This window comes from Zwartia vadi (genome assembly GCF_030410375.1).
Classification (GTDB): Bacteria; Pseudomonadota; Gammaproteobacteria; order Burkholderiales; family Burkholderiaceae_B; genus Zwartia; species Zwartia vadi.
On record NZ_JAUHHE010000004.1, the window covers coordinates 93,204 to 110,998 of the forward strand.

Consider the following 17,795-nt stretch of genomic DNA (forward strand, 5'->3'; position numbering starts at 1 on the left):
ATGGCCAAGCAGGCATTCGTGGGGTTGGGAGCCAATCTGGGAAAGGCTCGCGAGACAATCGAGCATGCTCTTGGGACGCTCAGGCACACACAGGGCATCGACTCTGTCACTGAGGCAAGAATGTACTGCAGTGATCCTGTTGAGGCACAAGGACCGACTTTCATCAATACGGTGGCTCGACTCACCACCACTCTGGAACCGCTGGCGTTACTGGATGTCCTTCAGGCGATTGAACAGGCTCACGGGCGCGAGCGCCCGTTTCGCAACGCCCCGCGTACCCTGGATCTGGATTTGCTCTGGTACGAAGGTGTCAGCATGGATACACCCAGACTGACACTGCCCCACCCTCGCATGCACAACAGGGCTTTTGTACTGAAGCCCCTGAGTGAGCTCACGACTGATTTGGCGCTTGAGCAAGGGACGATCCCAGACCTGCTCGAGCAATGTCGCGACCAGAAAGTCTGGCCGCTATCGCTTTAAATCGCTTTATCTGCCTCGAGCCTGGCAATCACCTCATCGCTCACGCCCAAAGACTTGAGAATCGACAAAGTGTGCTCGCCAATCGCCGGAATGGGATCCATGCGAGCATCGAAAGCGCTGCTCGTGGCGGGAGGTAACAATGCCGGCAGAGCACCAACAGGTGTCTGCACCTCTGTCCAGCGATTGCGAGCCTTGAGTTGTGGATGCGCCCAAACGTCTTTCATTTCGTTGACACGCGCATTGGCGATCTGCGCCTTTTCCAAGGCGTCGATCACTTGATCAATCGTCATCTTTGAAAAAGCGTCAACAATCAAGCCACGCAAGCCATCACGATTGGCCACGCGCTTGGAAGTCGAGTCATAACGGGGATCCTTGGCCAAGTCGGGTTGATTTAAAACCTTGTCACAAAACACTTGCCACTCGCGCTCGTTTTGCAAACCGAGCATCACGTTGCTGCCATCGCCTACAGGGAAAGGGCCATACGGATAAATGGTCGCATGGGCTGCACCCGCACGAGGTGGAGGTGGCTGACCCTCGAACGCGTAGTAAAGCGGGAAACTCATCCACTCGACCATACTCTCGAGCATTGACACATCAAGATGGCTCCCCAAACCGGTCTTGTGACGCAACAACAAAGCATTCAAAATACTGGAATATGCATAGGAGCCTGCTGCGATATCCGCGATCGAACAACCTGCTTTTGCAGGCGCATCGGGTGAGCCCGTCACTGAGATAAAGCCGCTCTCGCTCTGAATCAGCAAATCGTAGGCTTTTTTAGTTTCGTAAGGTCCACCTTCACCATAGCCGGAAATATCGCACACGATCAGCTTCGGGAAACGCGCATGCAACGCCTCAAAAGACAAACCCATCCGAGCCGCAGCACCTGGCGCCAAGTTTTGAACGAGCACATCCGCCTCGGCGAGCAACTCATTTAAGATCGGACCCGCGTCCTCATGTTTTAAATCCAGCGTGAGACTTTCTTTGGACCGATTGGTCCAGACAAAATGCGAGGCCATTCCGCGTGTTCGCTCATCATACTTGCGAGCAAAGTCACCGACACCGGGACGCTCTACCTTGATGACACGCGCACCGTTGTCAGCGAGCTGCCGGGTACAGAAAGGCGCGGCAATCGCATGTTCCAAACTGACAACAGTGATCCCATCGAGTGGGCGAGGACCTGCTTTGTTCATGATTCAAACCTCAGTTCTGCTTGGTGGGCGAGCGTGCCATCTTGCTCAGCCCAGAGTTTGGCTTCGCCAGGCCCAGCAATCATACCGGCGACAGAGAATGGCGTCGGTGCGATCAGCGGACGCAATCCGCGATAAGCGAGATGGCGCACCCGCATCTTGGGGTTGGCTTTGACAAATGCACGACACATCAGCGTCGCAATCAAAGGACCATGAATAACCAGGCCCGGATAGCCCTCAGTCTGGGTGACATAGGGATGATCGTAATGGATGCGATGGCTGTTAAACGTGACAGCAGAGTATCTGAACAGCAGAACCGGGCTTGGATCGACGGGCTCTTTCCATTGCGCTGCGGGAGCAGGCTCAGTGCCCTGCAGTTTTGGCGGGCTAGGTTCGCGGTAGACGATATCCTGCTCCTCGCTCACGACAAGCTTGCCTTCCTGCACGATATCGTGTTTGACCGTGACAAACAACAAGGAACCAGTCCGGCCTTGCTTCTCTTTAATGGCCAACACAGTTGAGGTTTTTTGCGCCTCAATTCCAACACGCAGTCCCTCATTAAAAGATACGCGTCCACCCGCCCACATCCTGTTGCGATTGTCGGCAGGAGGCAAAAAACTCCCACGCGCAGGGTGACCATCCAGACCCGTCTGAGCAAGCGGAACCGTCTCAAGGAAAAAAGCCCAATGCCACAGGTGTGGCACGTGCTGGCCAACTTGCGGGGTCGGTTCACCCAGGGTCGCGGCAATACAAGCGGCATGACCTGGATCCATACGATCCACTACCGTCTGGGACTTGCCTAGCCAGGCATTTAAATCGGTCGTCGACATCTCATTTTCCTTGTTAAGCACTCAGATCCTGCATGCGCTGCAAGTGAAAGTTGGTGTCGCCCAGTAACAGATCAAGGTAGGTCAAACGCTTGAAGTAATCGCCAACCTCAAGCTCATCCGTGACGCCCATACCACCGTGGGACTGGACAGAGGCTTCACCTACAAAGCGTGCGGCAGCGGCCACCTCGACTTTGGCCATTGACACCAGGCGGCTGCGCTTGTCCGCATCGGTTTCGCTCAATCCAATCGCCGCCACATAGGTCATTGACAAACCCATTTCGGACTGAATAAGCATGTCACCCAAACGATGCTGGAGCACCTGGAAATTCGCCAGAGGCTGTCCGAACTGCTTACGCGTTTTCAAGTATTGAATAGTGCTATCTGTCAGATAAGCCATCGCGCCACACGCCTGCGCGCAAAGCGCGACAATACCGAAATCCAAGGCCGCTCTGAGATCCGCTTCGGCGGCGGAACCTTTTACAACCAGATTCCCGGCGGGGACGACCACCCGCTCGAACACAACGGTTGCTGCACGTGAACCATCGAAAGTGGGGAAGTCCGTCACCGTGACGCCTGCGGTGTCTGTCGGCACTAACAACACTGCCGTTTCGCCATCCAGCACAACTGAGACCAGCAAGGCATCAGAACCCGCCGCATGCCAGACCAAAATCTTTTTACCATCCAACTGGAAGCCGCCTTGATGGGCGGAAGCGCGCGTCGACAATGGGCGCTGCGCATCGCGCTCGCCTTCCTCTTGCCATGCCAACGCGAGAATCGCCTCGCCCTCGGCGTGCGCAGTCAGCCACTTCTCTTTGAGAGCCTGATTCTCACTCTGTGCAAGAAGCGTGACACCCATCACCGCGCTGGAAATCACGGGCTCACTCACCAGACCCCGTCCGAGTTCTTGATGAACAGCCAGCATCGTGGCAGGTGTTTCACCAAAACCGCCAAACGCCTCGGGTACCAACAAACCACCTACGCCGAGTTCAACCAAACTATTCCACGCCGCGACATCCAACTTACCTGCTTCTTGACGCGCGCGGCGCTTAGGTCGAGTCCAGTTGTCCGCGATCAAACGACGCAGACTGTCCGTCAACATCCGTTGCTCTTCTGAGTATGAAAAATCCATGATGTGTCCTAGACCCCAATAATTTGCTTGGCGATAATGCCTTTTTGAACCTCGTTGGTTCCGCCATAAATGGCCGTTTTGCGCATGTCGAAATAAGCGGCGGCTGCAGCGGCCGAATACTCCGGTCCCGGACCGTGAAAATCAGACTCGGCCAACATCCATTCAGGATCGTAAGGCCAGGCATCCGCACCGGCGACTTGCATTTGCAACTTGGCCAACTCCATCTGCAGCTCGGAGCCGCGGATTTTAAGAATGGAGGCTTTTGGTCCCGGGTCGCTTGACTCATCGGCCGCTACGCGCAACACCATCATCTCGAGTGCGAGGACTTGCGCCTCGACACGATTGATACTGTCGCGCACACGAGGATTCAGGCTCAGAGACTCACCACTTGCCATCGTTCGTTCAGCGAGCGACTTGAGGATGGCGAGCTCGCGATGACAGTGTCCAATACCGGCGATGCCGCTACGCTCGTGTCCGAGCAAATACTTTGCGTAGGTCCAACCGTTGTTTTCCTCGCCAATCAGATTTTCCAGAGGTGCCTCGACATTTTCGAGCCAGACCTCGTTGACTTCGGCGCCACCATCAAGCGTCTTGATCGGCCTGACTTGCACGCCGGGTTGGCGCATATCAATCAGGATCATTGAGATGCCGCGTTGCGCCTTGGCAGAAGGGTCGGTGCGCGCCAGACAGAACATCCAGTCCGCATAATGCGCCAGTGTCGTCCAGGTTTTCTGGCCGTTGATGATGTAGCGATCCCCTACGCGCTCGGCGCGAGTTTTCAGCGAAGCCAAATCGGATCCAGAGCCCGGTTCCGAGTAACCCTGACACCACCAGTCATCCACGTTGATGATGCGGGACAAAAATCGGTCTTTTTGCGCTTGACTGCCATATTTGATCAGGACAGGGCCAATCATTCCCAAACCGAAAGGCAATAAACGCGGCGCACCTGCTTTAAAGCATTCGATTTCAAAAATCATACGTTGAACGGCATTCCAGCCGGTACCGCCATACTCCTTGGGCCAGCTTGGTGCCCCCCAACCTTTCTCAGCCAAGATACGATGCCAGCGTAAATAATCGTCACGCTTGATGCGATGATGGGCAAAAGTCTTTGCGCGTAAATCGGCGGGTAATTTTGCCTGTGCGAACGCGCGCACTTCTTCACGAAAGGCGCGCTCTTCTGGGGTCCAAGTCAAGTCCATGAGTGTTCTCCTGTGCACGATATGTTAACGCCCTCGAGCCTTGGACTTGTCTGTCATTTTGGAAGTCCGCATTCAGCAAGTGAAAATGCCCGCCCGCCTCCGCCTTGTAAAAATCCCCCTACAATCCGAAAGATTCATGAAAGCCCCTTTTTTATCTTCAGTGCATTCATATTGATGAAAACCCTAATACAAGACGTCTATGCGTTCTTTTCAACCAAATGCCTGACATGGAGACAGCATGCTCAATAAAATAAAAGCGTCCCTGCAAGAAGCCATCGATCCTATTCAAGATGGCGCAGCCATCATGGTGAGCGGTTTTGGGGATGCGGGCATTCCTTTTGAACTCATGAAAGCTGTCCTCGATAAAGGACTGCGCGAACTCACCATCATCAGTAACAATGCAGGCACACACGAGACTGGCATCGCAGGACTGATCAAGGCCGGCCGCGTACGCAAGATCGTTTGCTCGCACCCCCGCCCAGCCAATTCGGATGTGTTTGCCAACGCATACAGAGCAGGCCAGGTCGAGCTCGAGTGCATGCCGCAAGGCACTCTTGCAGAGCGTTTACGTGCCGCGGGCGCAGGACTCGGACCCTTTTTCACCCCAACGGGTTACGGCACACTCATCGCCGAAGGTAAAGAACAACGCGTAATCGATGGCAAGGGTTACATACTCGAGCAGCCTCTTTCAGCGGATTTCGCGCTTGTGCGCGCCGATCTTGGCGATCGTTGGGGCAATTTGACCTACCGCTGGGCCGCCCGCAACTTTGGACCGGTCATGTGTATGGCAGCCAAACACACCATCGCCCAAGTCAACCGCGTTGTGCCGCTTGGTGAACTGGCCCCGGAACACGTCATGACCCCCGGAATTTTTGTTCAATCAGTTGTCTCAATCGGAGGCGAGCAATGAGCACAGCCGCAGCCAATACATTCAAACCGCTTTCGCGCGCCGAAATTTCCTATCTTGTCGCCCATGACTTTCCCGATGGCTCGGTCGTCAATCTTGGCATTGGCATGCCCACACAGGTCGCTGATTTTTTACCAAAAGACCGCGAAATACTGCTTCATAGCGAAAACGGAATTTTAGGGATGGGGCGCGCAGCAGTTGGAGACGAGATCGACACCGATCTGATCAACGCCAGCCGGACGCCCGTCACCCTACTGGATGGTGCGTCCATCACTGAGCACACGATCTCTTTCGCGATGATGCGTGGTGGTCACCTCGATTACTCTGTACTGGGTGGTTTTCAAGTGGCGGAGAACGGCGATTTGGCGAACTGGATCACCTCAGGGCCCGATGCGATCGCAGCAATCGGCGGCGCAATGGACCTCGCGATCGGTGCGCGCAATGTCATCGTCATGATGGAACATGTACTCAAAGATCAATCACCCAAGCTGATGAAACAGTGCACCTATCCGCTGACCGGAGCGGGCGTGGTCGATCAGATCTACACTGACTTGGCAATTATCGATGTCACGCCTGGTGGTTTCGAAGTGCGTGCAATCGTGGAAGGGCTCTCAATGGATGCCTTGCAGAAAAAAACAGGTGCTCCGCTGAAAGCGTCGGCCAAGCTTTCGACAATTCGCCGCGACGCACAAGGCAACCCGTACTACGGGTAGTCATCAATAGCGCGCAATGGAGTATGGTTCACAATAACTACACATCAAGGGCGGGCACACGCTCATTTGCACTGGGTCCCATTTGGGTTCAGTCAACCAGGAGACAACACATGAAGAAAAGTTTTTCAATTGGCCTGCGTCTGGCTTTAGGCGCGGTGACCCTCGTCGCACACAGTCTGGCATTGTCCCAGAGCTCCTCGAGTCAACCACTCACACTGATTATTCCTTACCCTCCCGGCGGCAGCGCCGACATGCTTGCGCGCCCCATGCTGCCCGAGTTGCAAAAGAAACTCGGTCGTACCGTTGTGCTCGATTACAAAGCGGGCGCTGGCGGAACGATTGCGACCCAAGCTTTGGCTCGCGCCAAACCTGATGGCAACACCATTCTAATGGTGTTGACTGCCCACGCGATCAACGATGCCCTATACCCCTCGCTTCCCTACAATACCCGCAAGGATTTCGCCCCGGTATCTCTTGTGGCCACACTGCCTTTACTGGTTGCCGCCCCCTTGGCGACGCCTGCGAATACGATCACAGAACTGATCGAGTACGCTAAGAAGAACCCTGACAAACTTTCCTATGCCTCAGCGGGCAACGGCAACACCAGTCACTTGGCTGTGGAGTTGTTCAAATCTCAGACTGGCACCAAGATGACACACATCCCCTACAAGGGTAGTGGTCCTGCTGTCATCGCCATGCTCGGCAATGAAGTCAATTTCATGTTTGACAGTATTTCAACTTCTTACCAGCAGGTCAAAACCGGCAAGCTCAAGGCGATCGCTGTCACAGGCGCTCAGCGCGCGTCGATTTTGCCAAACGTCCCAACAGTCGCGGAAACCTTGCCAGGCTTTGAAGTGAATGTGTGGTACGGTATTTTGGCTCCTGCCGGAACACCTGCAGCGATTGTCGACAATTTGAGCAAAGCCTTTGCCGAAGTCGCCGCCGATCCGAAAATCAAAGAACAACTCAATGCAAATGGATACGAGATGGTTGGATCAACACCCGCCGAATTTGGCAAACATATTGAAGTTGAACTCGTTAAGTGGAACAAAGCAGTGAAAGACTCTGGTGCAAAAATAAACTAATTTTGAAATGGAACGACTATGACTCACAAATTATTCAAATCAGCTATTACCCAGGCCTTACAAATCGCATGTGGGTTAACGCTCACCTTTGGTGCCACCACATCAGCGCTTGCTCAAGCCAATTGGCCTGATCGTCCGATTAAACTAATCGTCGGCTACTCACCCGGCGGCCCAGTCGATACCACCGCACGCATCTTCTCGCGCTTTCTAGGCGACGAACTCAAGCAAACCGTTGTGGTTGAAAACAAAGCGGGCGCCAGCGGAATGATTGGCGCGGACTCAACTGCCAAAGCGACTCCGGATGGCTACACGCTGAACTTTGTCGCGAGCCCGAGCCTGACTATCTCGCCGATTGTCCAGCGCAGCAAGCTCTTTAACCCGCGTACTGACTTTACGCTCATCAGTCCCATTGTGAACTATGCGAACGTGTTGCTGATCGGCCCGCAAATTCCGGCCAAAACTGTTGGTGAGTTGGTGGACTACGCACGCAAGAATCCCCAAAAAGTCAGTTTTGGTTCCGCCGGATTCGGAGGCTCCAATCATTTATCAGCCGAGCTTCTCAAACAGTCCACCAAAACCGAAATGCTGCATGTCCCCTACAAGGGCAATGCACCCGCCATGGTGGATGTGATTGGTGGCAAGGTGACGTTCATGTTTGACATCACAAGCACCGGCAAGGCCTTTATCGATAGTGGAAAAGCACGCGGACTCGCGGTCACCTCTAAAGAGCGCAACCCAAGCATGCCCAACATTCCAACCATGATCGAGGCCGGCATTGCCGACTACGAAGTCCTGGGTTGGTTTGCTGTCATTGGCCCTAAGAACATCCCCCAGCCTATCGTGGCCAAACTGACTGCTGCAGTCGATGCCGTCAAGAAAAATCCCGAGTTCATCAAAGCCGTGGAAGCTGGTGGCTATTCCCTCGACAAGGGTGATGCCAAGGCCTTGAGCGCTCGCATCGATAGCGAGTACAAAATGTGGGAAGACGTCATCACAAAGGGCAATATCTATCCCAACTAAAAAAAATCAAGCGACTATTTTAAAAATTTAGAAATCAATTATTGGAGTGCTTTATGATTGGAATGTTGGAAGGTAAAGTCGCAGTCGTCACCGGTGCGGGTGGTGGCATCGGACGTGGGATCGCGTTGGCCATGGCTGCTGCCGGTGCCAAGGTTGTTGTCAACGATATCGGCGCCAGCCTGGCTGGAGAGGGTTCCGGTGCAGGGCCAGCACAACAAGTCGCCGACGAAATCATCAAGGCTGGCGGACAAGCCGTCCCTAACACGGACAGCGTCGCCGCCCGTGATAGCGCCCACAACATAATCGAAACAGCTGTTCAGAAGTTTGGCCGTATCGACATCGTTGTCAACAATGCGGGCAACTTGCGCGATCGTCTCTTTCACAAGATGAGCGAGGAAGAATGGAGGCAGGTCATTGATGTCCACCTCAACGGTACGTTCTTTGTCAGCCGTGCAGCCGCCAACTATTATCGTGAACAAGAATCAGGCGCTTTCGTGCACATGACTTCGACATCCGGTCTGATCGGCAACCTTGGGCAGGCCAATTACTCTGCCGCCAAACTCGGTATCGCCGCGCTCTCCAAGTCAATTGCGCTCGACATGCAGCGCTTCAATGTTCGCTCAAACTGTATCGCGCCATTCGCCTGGAGCCGTATGACCAGTTCGATTCCCGCTAATACTGATGAGGAAAAGGCACGCGTCACCAAACTCCAGAAAATGGAAGCGCACAAAATCGCCCCGATGGCTGTTTATCTTGCCAGCGAACAGGCTAAAGATGTGACGGGTCAGATTTTCGGCGTGCGCGCCAATGAAATCATGTTATTTAGCCAGCCTCGCCCCATCCGTTCCGTTCACATGAGCACTGGCTGGACGCCGGAAGCGATCGCTGAAATCGCAGCACCCGCCATGCGTCATCACTTTATGGCGCTGGAACGATCTCCTGATGCCATTGACTGGGATCCCATCTAATCATGGACTATCAGCTGATTAAAAACTGGGTGTTCCCGGAAGTCGATCGCACCTATACAGAAAACGATAGTATTTTGTACGCCTTGGGCATTGGCTTTGGTCAAGAACCTACTAATCCGCATCATTTGAAGTATGTGTACGAACAGAACATGCAGGCTTTTCCTACGATGGCAGTAGTTCTCGGCTATCCTGGATTCTGGATGAAAGATCCAAAGGCTGGCATTAACTGGGTCAAACTGGTGCATGGCGAGCAACGCCTGACTATTCATAAGCCTTTGCCCCCTGCCGGGCGCATCATTGGTCGCACACGCATCACGCATGTCATCGACAAAGGTGCGGACAAGGGTGCGCTCGTACTCTCGGAACGCACCCTGCACGATGGCGCGGGTAATCATCTGGTCACACTTGGACAAACTACGTTTTGTCGGGGTGACGGTGGCTTAAGCCATTCAGATGACAGCCCGCCACCCTTGGAAGCAACCCCGGATCGTGTGCCCGACATGACCTGCTCACTGCCCACCTTGCCTCAAGCGGCGTTGATTTACCGTTTGTGCGCGGACAACAATCCGTTGCACGCAGATCCCGCGGTTGCCGAACGCGCGGGCTATCCGCGCCCCATCCTGCATGGCCTGTGCACATATGGGGTGGCAGCGCGCGCGATCGTTCAAGCAGCTTGCGACAACGATGCCTCAAAGCTCACAGCCTTGCATACCCGATTTTCATCTCCCGTTTTTCCCGGCGAAACCTTGGTCTGCGAGATTTGGCGCGATGGCAAGGATGCTGTACGCTTTCGGGCGAAAGTCGCCGAACGCGATGTAGTCGTTTTAAGCCATGGCTTCGCAGGAATCAAAGCATGACCACTGATGTGAAACAGCAGAACACCCCTCAGCGCCGTGCTCCGCTCGAGGGTATTCGAGTCTTGGACTTGTCCCGAGTATTGGCGGGTCCATGGTGCACACAAAATCTCGCCGATCTGGGAGCCGATGTCATCAAGGTCGAACGTCCAAAGCTTGGTGATGACACGCGGGCATGGGGACCGCCGTTTCTTAAAGACCAGAACGGTCAGGATACGACTGAAGCAGCCTATTACCTCAGCACGAATCGAAACAAACGCTCCATTGAAATCGACTTGGCAAGCCCCGAGGGCATCAAGCTCGTCAAAGAGCTTGCCAAGCACTGCGACATTCTGGTTGAAAATTTCAAGGTTGGTGGCCTCAAACAGTACGGCCTCGATTACGAAAGCATGAAAGATGAGTTTCCACAGCTCATTTATTGCTCCATCACGGGCTTTGGCCAGACCGGACCTTATGCCGAGCGTCCTGGCTATGACTTTATGATTCAGGGCATGGGTGGCCTGATGAGCATTACTGGGGAGCGTGATGATTTGCCGGGCGGCGGACCACAAAAAGCCGGTGTCGCCGTCACAGACATTATTACAGGCATGTACGCCTCTGTTGCAATCTTGGCTGCACTGCAAGAGCGCAATCGCAGCGGCTTGGGACAGCACCTGGATATTGCGTTGCTGGACTGCCATATCTCAATGCTTGCGAACCAGAACCTGAATTACATGACGTCAGGCGTCGCGCCGGGACGCGCAGGAAATGCCCATCAGAACGTCGTCCCCTATCAGGTCTTTAAAACTTCTGACGGTTTCATGATTGTTGCAGTCGGTAACGACTCCCAGTACCGCTCCTTTTGCGGTGCGATCGGGATACCGGAGTATGCGACAGACCCGCGATTCGTCACCAATCGCCAGCGCATTCTTCATCGCAGCGAGTTGATCCCTGTCCTTGAGAAAATCATGGAGACCGGAAAGCGCGATGAATGGATCGCCAAACTCGAAGCCGTCGGCGTGCCTTGCGGTCCCATCCAAACAATTGACCAAGTGTTTGATCATCCGCAAGTCAAGGCGCGTGAGATCTGGAAAAACATTCCACATCCCACGGGCGGTACATCGCCGACCACAGCGAGCCCCATGATTTTTTCGGCAACACCCGTTCAATACAAACGCGCAGCCCCTCTTTTAGGGCAGCACACCGATGAAATTCTAAAAGAATTGCTGGGGCGTGCACCCTAAACACACCTCTGCATGAGTAACTACAACGCACGATTCAATTTAGTTTATTTATAAACTCGGAGACAAAAAGAATGAAAAAACTACTTGTTGGTTTAACGTTATTGCACGCAGCACTTGCCACCCCCGCGCTTGCCAAAGACTATGTCATTGGAGCCGCCTTTCCCCTGAGTGGAGCCAACGCCGAGTACGGTCAGGTTTTTAGCTCAGCCGTTGACCTTGCTGTCGAGCACATCAACGCCGACAAAAAATTGTCCGGAAAACTCACGGCCGTATATGAGGACAGTCAGGCACTGCCGGCTCAGGGTGTCATTGCAGCCAACAAGCTGATCAACGTGAACAAGGTGCCTTTTGTCTTGTCAGCGTTTACAGGCGTGTCCAAGGCGATGGCTCCAATTGGTGCGCGCACCAAGACCGTCATGGTCAATGGTGGCGGCGTCGGTCCTGACCTCGCCATGCTCGGCGACTACTTCTGGAACACCATTCCACTGGCCAACTTTGAAGTCACCGCGATGGTGCCATACCTGGTCAAGGAAAAAGGTTACAAGCGGATTGCACTCGTATATGTTGACGATCCACTCGGTCAAGCTGTGTTGAAGGACCTGACCAAGGAAGTCAAAGCAGCTGGCGGCGAAGTGGTCGGATCTTTTTCTATCCCAACCACCGCGCAACAGTTTTCTGGTGTTGCCGCCCGCATTCGTGACACAAAACCCGATGCCGTTTACATCGCAACCTATGGCAACCAGCAGGTTCAACTGGTCAAGCAACTGCGTGACAATGGCGTTAGCCAACCTCTGGCAAGCTATTCGGCCATGTCTTTACCCTCGATCCTGAAGCTTCCAGAAGCCAAAGGTCTCGTCTACACCAGTCAGCAAGTCTCGCTTGATAAAAATGATCCTCTGACCAAGCGCGTCGAAGAAGACTATAAAAAGAAATACGGCAAAGAGCCAAACATGTATGTGCTCAATTACTACAACGCCGTGTTGACCTTTGCCGAGTTGGCTGCCGCGCTTGAAAAAGCTGGTAAGCCTGTGACAGGCGAAAATCTGCTTGCACAGCGCAAAGCCACCAAAAACTTTCAGTTCGTGGGCGCAACCGTCTCCTTTGCTGATGATGGCACCGTCAAGTCACCGATCCAGATCAATGAAATCGTAGGTGACGGCACAAGCAAACTGATCACAACGAGCAAATAAAGACTCGAGTCAGTCAACGCGTGGGGGATATCCGCCCACGCGTCCTTTTTGTCTTACCAGGAAACTGATCCATGCTGTTTGCCCAACTGCTCGCCAATGGGCTGCAAACCGGTGCACTGTATGCACTGATTGCGGCGGGGTTCTCGCTGATTTTCGGCATGACCCGAATTTTTCACGCCGCGCATGGCGCAACCTTTACGATCGCGGGCTTTGTTTTTTATGAATGCTACGCTGTGCTCGGCTGGGCCTGGCCACTCGCCGCGCTTGCCTCAGCCGCCGCAGCAGGTTTGTTCGGCATCCTCCTGGATCGCTGGGTCTATGCAGTCATCCAGCGCCATGAAGGTTCTTTCTTTACCGTTTTCGTCGCCTCGTTTGGCGCAGCCATCGTTGTCCAAAACGTGATCTCGATCGTCTTTGGGCGAGGCATGGTGACTGTCAGCACACCCTTGAGCAAAAGTATAGAGCTGGTTCCAGGGCTCTTCATCGCGCCGATTGCGGGTGTGGTGTTTGTCTGCGCAATCGTCTCTTTCGCTTTGCTGCAATGGCTCCTGACCCGGACCAATCTTGGTATCGCACTGCGTGCGCTGGGTGAAAATCCCGCACTGATCGAAGTCTACGGTCTTACCCCCCGACGCCTTTCTCAATATGTCTTTCTGATTGGTTCCATTCTTGTTGTGCCCGCGGCGATCTTGACGGCAGCCACGTCAGGACTGAACCCGGCGATGGGGCATCACATCATGCTCATCAGTATTGCCGCGACCATTGTCGGAGGAGTCGGTAGTTTGAGGGGCGCCGCTGTCGCGGGACTGCTGCTCGGACTGGCAGAGAATCTTTGTCTCGCCTTTATCGATCCCCAATGGAGCGAAGCCGTCACGTTCGTGATTTTATTCCTGTTCATCCTGTTCCGTCCCGGTGGCGTGTACGGTCGAGCTACGGTTACTTAAGGAAGGACACCTCATGATTGCCTATCTACAAAACATCGCGGTCCTTTTTTGCATCAACGGCATCCTCGCTCTGACCTTGAACTTCATCATGGGGTATGCGGGAATTTTCTCCCTCGCGCACGCAATCTTCTTTGGAGTGGGCGCTTATGCGACGGCCTACCTTGCGCTGAACTATAGCGATTCACTGTTGCTTTGCCTGCTGGCTTCAGCAACGATTTCCGCAGTGCTGTCCATGGCGCTCGCACTCCCGGCACTGCGCGTCAGAGGCGAGTATTTCGTTGCCGCCTCGCTTGGTTTGCAAGTGATCGGTGTCACCATTTTTTCCGAATGGAAATCGGTCACGGGCGGACTCGGTGGCATGATTGGGATTCCTCGTCCGAATTTGTTTGGCTATGTCTTCAATAATGACACTGCTTTTCTCGCTCTTGCCTTTGTCATTTTGCTGCTCGTCCTCGGCATCACGGCACTCTTGGTCCGGGGAAGCTTTGGACGCAGCCTGATGGCAATTCGAGACAGCGAGTCGGCTGCGCAAACCTATGGCAAATACGTGAATGCAGTCAAGACTCTATCCGTTGCGGTGTCTGCCGGTCTCGCCGGCGTCGCGGGCTCTCTCTATGCTTTTTATATGAGCTTTATCAACCCTGAGAGCTTCATGCTGGAGATGTCGATTCTGTTGATGGCCATGGTGATTATTGGAGGAACAGGCACCTTGTTCGGTCCGATTGTAGGTGCGGCTTTGCTGATGTCTTTACCCGCAGCATTGACCTACCTTCCCTTTCTACCGCCTTCGGAACTCGGCACCATTCAGCAAATCATTTACGGCCTGGCAATGGTCTTGCTCATGATGTATAGACCGGGTGGTCTGGTTGGCGGTCGAACCAAGGGGAAAGCAGCATGATGCACGCGACGGCAACACCTCTCTCGGACGCCTCGGCGAAAGAAAAAATGACTGACGCACCCGGCCAGGAAATCCTTCTTGAAATTCGTGCGTTGAATAAGAACTTTGGCGGACTGCAGGCCATCTCTGATGTCACGATGGATTTGCCCGCCGGTGTCATCACGACGCTAGTCGGTCCGAATGGCGCGGGCAAGACAACACTCTTTAACCTCATCACTGGACACTTGGTGCCCACAAGCGGTACTGTTCACTGGCTTGGCAAACCGTTAAAGGGCATCGAGCCCTGGCGCATCGCGCGCATGGGTATTGCGCGCACGTTTCAAGACTTGCGGCTCTTTAATCAAATGACGGTCGAAGAAAACATCATGACCGTGATGGAGCGCAGCAGTTGGCTCTGGCAAGGCGGCCAAGCAGCCGCCGAACAACGCGTGACGGAGATTCTCGAAGAGACCCAGCTTAGCGATAAACGTCAAGAGCGTGCTGTGGACCTTGCTTATGCTGAGCGTAAATTTCTCAGTCTCGCGAGGATCATGGCAAGCGAAGCCAAGTTGTGGTTGCTTGATGAACCGGCTTCCGGGCTCGACCCGCGCTCTTTCGAACGATTTGTCACGCTCTTGCGCGACTACGCCAAACGCGGCATCACCATCTGCATCATCGAACACAATCTTGACATCGTGATCAAACTCTCAGACCGTGTGGCCTTTCTGGATCAAGGCAAGTTGCTGGCGCAAGGCAGCTCGCAAGACATCTTGAAAGACCCGCATTTGGCGGCGATTTATTTTGGAGACCGCTCATGAGCCAAGGCCCGTTTCTCGAAGCACACAATCTGCGCGTCGGCTACGGCGGACGTCCTGTTCTCGAAGACTTCAGCGTTAGTCTTCAATACAACGAAGTCTTGTGTCTGATTGGTCACAATGGCGCAGGTAAATCCACGCTGCTGAAAGCTTTGTTTGGACTCGTGCCACTCGAGCATGGCTCACTGACGCTTGAAGGCAAAGCAATCAACAAACCGGATCCCCGGGAACTCAGCGCCGCGGGGATCGCACTTGTCCCTGAAGGTCGCGGCATTTTTCCGGGTCTGACTGTGGCCGAAATCATGAAGCTTGGCTTCTGGGCGAATAATATTCCCGCCGGTGAACAAACCGCTCGTCTCGAATGGGTGATGAATGTATTACCCATGATCAAACGTTTTTATACGCAACGAGCCGGCACCCTCTCGGGTGGTCAGCAGCAGATGGTGTCGCTTGGGCGCGCGCTGTTAAGCCAGCCTCGCTGCTTGTTACTCGACGAACCTTCAATCGGCTTGGCACCTAAACTGTTTCAAGATCTGGCTGGTCCGATCCGCGCCCTGCAGCAAGAACGCAAAATGTCGATTCTGATTGTTGAGCAAAATGTCCGCGAAGCACTGAAAATTTCAGATCGTGTCATCGTCATGAAATCGGGTCAAATCATTCGTGAAGGCTCGCCAGAGGCATTCAGCAACAACACTGAACTGATGGAATTGTATTGATATGTCGCATTCGGGTACGCTTTATTCGATCTATCAGAAGCATCTAGAGCGCAACCCAAACGCCGTCATGCTCCTTCAGGAAGGTCTTACGACGACCTATCGACAGTTTGAGCAAGAGGTTCAGGCAACAAGCGCCTGGCTCAGGGAAAAGGGAATTGAACCGGGTGATCATGTCGCAGTGTGGCTGGTCAACCGTGTTGAATGGCTTGTTCTGCTTTTTGCGCTTGCCAGAATCGGCGCGACACTTGTCGCCGTCAACACAAAATACCGTGCGCATGAGTTGCAATATATCTTGACCAACTCTCAAGCGACCACGCTTATTTTGCAACTCAATTTCAAGAAAATCGACTTTGCAGCTGTTGTTGAAGGAGTTGATCCAGACGCCCTTTTACACCTGCGCCGAGTCATCATGCTGGATGCGAATGACACAACGCCCGCACGCCTGCTGAATCGCCCTGTGATCGCCTACGGATCGCACCGAACGCAGCCTGACCAGTCAAATGCAGACGTTCCTTTAACCGCCAAGCGAGAGCGTGTTGAAACGCCTGCGCTCGCAGATCAAAACATCGCGTTCTTTACGACCTCCGGGACTACTAAAGGTCCCAAGCTTGTCATGCACACGCAACGCACGCTCAGTGAACATGCGCGTCATGTGGCGTCTGGTTATGCATTCGGTGCGTCCGGTGACAAACTGCTTGCGGCTCTGCCGCTTTGTGGTGTCTTTGGTTTAAACAGTGCGCTCGCCGCCATTGCCGCAGGCATGCCGGTTGTCCTAATGGATTTCTTTGAGGGACGCGCTGCGGCTGCATTGATTCAACATACACAGATCACGCACGTATTTGGCAGCGATGAAATGTTGCGACGCTTGATTGAACAAGCCGACCCCGTGCCGTTCCCCTCACTTAAAACATTCGGCTTTGCAGCCTTCAGTCCGCGTTTCATCGACCTAGCTAAAACTCTTATTCCTCGCGGTATTCCAATGCGCGGGCTGTATGGCTCGAGTGAGGTGCTAGCGCTCTTCTCTTTGCAAGACCCCGACCTCCCGATTGAAGAACGGGCTCTCGGTGGCGGACGTCCCGCAGCAGGGGCGCTCGCAAGCGTGCGCGCACGCGACCCCGATTCGGGGGATCTCTGTGCGTCAGGCGTCTCGGGCGAGCTTGAAATCCATTCGCCAACTTTATTCAAAGGCTATTTCAACAATCCAGAGGCAACTCGACAGGTCTTTACTGAGGATGGATTTTTTAAAACAGGTGATTTGGGGTATGTCAGGACAGATGGCAGCTTTGTCTATCAGTCAAGAATGGGTGACACCATGCGTTTGGGTGGCTTTTTGGTCGACCCGACTGAAATTGAGCAGGTTTTAGCAGAACAGCCCGAAATTAAAAGCGCGCAAGTCGTTGGCGTGGAGATAGAGGGACAACTCAGGCCCGTTGCGTTTGTGATTGCTTCAACAGCGCGAGATATAGATGAAACGGCCGTCACAACGGAGCCTGCTCGCATCCTCTCAAGGCTTTCGAGCCAACTTGCAGCCTTCAAAGTCCCGGTACATCTATGGTTCATCGACGCATTTCCCGCCACAGCGAGTGCGAATGGCGACAAGTTCCAGCGCGTCAAATTACGCGAGATGGCACAAGAAAGACTCGGCGCGTCGCGCTGAG

General features: G+C 53.9%; 18 protein-coding genes. 14 read left to right on the forward strand and 4 right to left on the reverse strand.

Annotated features, from left to right (window positions below):
• Complete coding sequence (folK, locus tag QWY27_RS04675) at positions 1 to 480, forward strand: 2-amino-4-hydroxy-6-hydroxymethyldihydropteridine diphosphokinase (RefSeq protein ID WP_290195463.1); 480 nt, start codon at positions 1 to 3, stop codon at positions 478 to 480.
• Here the strand turns inward: folK and QWY27_RS04680 are convergent.
• From QWY27_RS04680 to QWY27_RS04695, 4 genes are read right to left on the reverse strand one after another with little or no spacing between them, the layout of a single operon-like run.
• A complete protein-coding gene (locus QWY27_RS04680) occupies positions 477 to 1,670 on the reverse strand; it encodes a CaiB/BaiF CoA transferase family protein (RefSeq protein ID WP_290195205.1) in 1,194 nt (397 codons plus the stop codon). The two genes, folK and QWY27_RS04680, sit on opposite strands and share 4 nt — an antisense overlap.
• Positions 1,667 to 2,497 (reverse strand): HTD2 family dehydratase, encoded by an 831-nt coding sequence (locus tag QWY27_RS04685; protein ID WP_290195206.1) that lies wholly within the window; start codon positions 2,495 to 2,497, stop codon positions 1,667 to 1,669. The genes QWY27_RS04680 and QWY27_RS04685 overlap by 4 nt, the downstream gene beginning before the upstream one ends.
• Positions 2,498 to 2,510: 13 nt before the next feature.
• Positions 2,511 to 3,626: an acyl-CoA dehydrogenase family protein gene (locus QWY27_RS04690; RefSeq protein WP_290195208.1), complete on the reverse strand. Its 1,116-nt coding sequence runs from the start codon at positions 3,624 to 3,626 to the stop codon at positions 2,511 to 2,513.
• Between the two features lie 8 nt (positions 3,627 to 3,634).
• On the reverse strand, positions 3,635 to 4,825 hold the full coding sequence (locus tag QWY27_RS04695; protein WP_290195210.1) for an acyl-CoA dehydrogenase family protein: 1,191 nt from the start codon (positions 4,823 to 4,825) through the stop codon (positions 3,635 to 3,637).
• Positions 4,826 to 5,063: 238 nt separating this feature from the next.
• On the opposite strand from QWY27_RS04695, the gene QWY27_RS04700 reads away from it, so the two are divergent.
• The 13 genes from QWY27_RS04700 (at position 5,064) to QWY27_RS04760 (ending at position 17,794) form a co-directional block, all read left to right on the forward strand.
• On the forward strand, positions 5,064 to 5,735 hold the full coding sequence (locus QWY27_RS04700) for a 3-oxoacid CoA-transferase subunit A (protein WP_290195212.1): 672 nt from the start codon (positions 5,064 to 5,066) through the stop codon (positions 5,733 to 5,735).
• Positions 5,732 to 6,445 (forward strand): 3-oxoacid CoA-transferase subunit B, encoded by a 714-nt coding sequence (locus QWY27_RS04705; RefSeq protein ID WP_290195214.1) that lies wholly within the window; start codon positions 5,732 to 5,734, stop codon positions 6,443 to 6,445. Before QWY27_RS04700 ends, QWY27_RS04705 begins: the two co-directional genes overlap by 4 nt.
• Before the next feature lie 110 nt (positions 6,446 to 6,555).
• A complete protein-coding gene (locus QWY27_RS04710; RefSeq protein ID WP_290195216.1) occupies positions 6,556 to 7,530 on the forward strand; it encodes a tripartite tricarboxylate transporter substrate binding protein in 975 nt (324 codons plus the stop codon).
• 18 nt (positions 7,531 to 7,548) lie between these two features.
• Entirely contained in the window at positions 7,549 to 8,550 is a 1,002-nt protein-coding gene (locus QWY27_RS04715) for a Bug family tripartite tricarboxylate transporter substrate binding protein (protein ID WP_290195218.1), read from the forward strand.
• 53 nt (positions 8,551 to 8,603) lie between these two features.
• Positions 8,604 to 9,518: an SDR family NAD(P)-dependent oxidoreductase gene (locus QWY27_RS04720; RefSeq protein WP_290195220.1), complete on the forward strand. Its 915-nt coding sequence runs from the start codon at positions 8,604 to 8,606 to the stop codon at positions 9,516 to 9,518.
• Between the two features lie 2 nt (positions 9,519 to 9,520).
• Positions 9,521 to 10,375, forward strand: a complete 855-nt coding sequence (locus tag QWY27_RS04725; RefSeq protein ID WP_290195222.1) for a MaoC/PaaZ C-terminal domain-containing protein — start codon at positions 9,521 to 9,523, stop codon at positions 10,373 to 10,375.
• On the forward strand, positions 10,372 to 11,595 hold the full coding sequence (locus QWY27_RS04730) for a CaiB/BaiF CoA transferase family protein (RefSeq protein ID WP_290195223.1): 1,224 nt from the start codon (positions 10,372 to 10,374) through the stop codon (positions 11,593 to 11,595). The genes QWY27_RS04725 and QWY27_RS04730 overlap by 4 nt, the downstream gene beginning before the upstream one ends.
• 71 nt (positions 11,596 to 11,666) lie before the next feature.
• The gene (locus QWY27_RS04735) at positions 11,667 to 12,785 is read left to right on the forward strand and encodes an ABC transporter substrate-binding protein (protein ID WP_290195225.1); all 1,119 of its coding nucleotides are present in this window, start codon (positions 11,667 to 11,669) and stop codon (positions 12,783 to 12,785) included.
• Positions 12,786 to 12,856: 71 nt separating this feature from the next.
• On the forward strand, positions 12,857 to 13,729 hold the full coding sequence (locus QWY27_RS04740; RefSeq protein ID WP_290195227.1) for a branched-chain amino acid ABC transporter permease: 873 nt from the start codon (positions 12,857 to 12,859) through the stop codon (positions 13,727 to 13,729).
• A 13-nt stretch (positions 13,730 to 13,742) separates the two neighbouring features.
• Positions 13,743 to 14,627, forward strand: a complete 885-nt coding sequence (locus QWY27_RS04745) for a branched-chain amino acid ABC transporter permease (protein WP_290195228.1) — start codon at positions 13,743 to 13,745, stop codon at positions 14,625 to 14,627.
• Entirely contained in the window at positions 14,624 to 15,424 is an 801-nt protein-coding gene (locus QWY27_RS04750; protein WP_290195231.1) for an ABC transporter ATP-binding protein, read from the forward strand. Before QWY27_RS04745 ends, QWY27_RS04750 begins: the two co-directional genes overlap by 4 nt.
• On the forward strand, positions 15,421 to 16,137 hold the full coding sequence (locus tag QWY27_RS04755) for an ABC transporter ATP-binding protein (RefSeq protein ID WP_290195233.1): 717 nt from the start codon (positions 15,421 to 15,423) through the stop codon (positions 16,135 to 16,137). Before QWY27_RS04750 ends, QWY27_RS04755 begins: the two co-directional genes overlap by 4 nt.
• Before the next feature lies 1 nt (position 16,138).
• On the forward strand, positions 16,139 to 17,794 hold the full coding sequence (locus tag QWY27_RS04760) for an AMP-binding protein (RefSeq protein WP_290195235.1): 1,656 nt from the start codon (positions 16,139 to 16,141) through the stop codon (positions 17,792 to 17,794).
• The last annotated feature ends 1 nt before the right edge of the window (position 17,795 follow it).